Raw genomic sequence first — 1,084 nt, forward strand, 5'->3', positions numbered from 1 at the left:
GCGAGAACGCCGGTAGAGGCAAGTTTGATTGCTGTTGCAAGTGCGCTGCGTTTCATCATTAAACTCCTTCCGTTCTTTCGAAATACTGCCGGCTGAAAGCAGCCGGCTAGCAGGTTTGCTTTTTTGGGATTTTTTTCCCAAATCAGTAATTGGGAATTTAATCCCATTTTCTTCGTTTGTCCAGCCCTCACCATGAAAAATTTATGAACTTTTATGCCTGCCAGGCGTAAGCTACTGAACATTCGAATGAATACAGGTGAAAAAAATGCTGGGATTTTTGAAGGGCGACCCGAAAAAGAAACTGCAGAAAGAATATGAAGCCAAGCTGCAAAAGGCGCTGCACGCCCAGCGCAACGGCGACCTGCGCACCCATGGCACTCTCATGGAAGAGGCGGAGGCTATTTACGCGGAGATTCAGAAGATTGAGAAGGCGTAACGCCCTGGTTTGAGGGAAGGTCTGGCTGGTACCCCCTGTTCAAAACCGTGAAGCGCCAGGGATGGCGCGCCCGAGCCCTACAGTGGTGAAGCCGAGCGTTTATGAAGCGCAGCTTCATGCGAAAGCTGAACGACAGCAATCTGTGATTGCTGGCTGGGCCCCGCAGGGGTATTTACGGGCGTGTTTTGAACAGGGGGTACCAGCCAGGCCGTAAGCTAGGAGTCTCCTAAAAAATGCCGAAGTTGCCGGTTCAAACGATCAACCTCACGGCGCATCTCCTGAACTTCATCCAGAAGCTCCAGCGACATGGCCAGGCCCGGCAGATTCATTTTCAGGTCACGCTGCAGGCGCTGGGCCTTGCGCAGGCGGGCCAGAGCGTCGAGGTTGAACTGCCATTGGCGGGCTTCGGGCGAATCCTCCACCGGCGCAATCACCCCGTAATTCACCAGTTTGATCACGAACTCCGCATGACAGTCCCCACGCTCGCAGACTTCCCGCAAGGTAAACGTGGCGGTTGGTTCCATCATCTCGACACTCAGAATGCGGTCTTTGTCAGCCATCCTTCACCCCCGCTCACACATGCAGCTTGCTGCGTGGATTGAAACTCTTCTCGGCCTCGGCCAGCTTTTTGTAAAGCTCCTCGGCCTC

3 protein-coding genes are annotated in these 1,084 nt (G+C 53.9%); 1 reads left to right on the forward strand and 2 read right to left on the reverse strand.

Annotation, left to right across the window (positions count from 1 at the left end):
- Positions 1-242 (reverse strand): hypothetical protein (locus VJ956_RS08145; protein WP_324083665.1); only part of this gene is annotated, 242 nt, incomplete at its 3' end.
- A 23-nt stretch (positions 243-265) separates the two neighbouring features.
- Between VJ956_RS08145 and VJ956_RS08150 the strand changes: the two genes are divergently transcribed.
- Complete coding sequence (locus VJ956_RS08150; protein ID WP_324083668.1) at positions 266-436, forward strand: DUF6435 family protein; 171 nt, start codon at positions 266-268, stop codon at positions 434-436.
- Positions 437-651: 215 nt separating this feature from the next.
- On the opposite strand, the gene VJ956_RS08155 is transcribed toward VJ956_RS08150, so the two are convergent.
- Positions 652-996, reverse strand: a complete 345-nt coding sequence (locus tag VJ956_RS08155; RefSeq protein WP_324083667.1) for a chaperone modulator CbpM — start codon at positions 994-996, stop codon at positions 652-654.
- Between the last annotated feature and the right edge of the window lie 88 nt (positions 997-1,084).

The organism is Marinobacter sp. (assembly GCF_035268745.1).
GTDB lineage: Bacteria > Pseudomonadota > Gammaproteobacteria > Pseudomonadales > Oleiphilaceae > Marinobacter.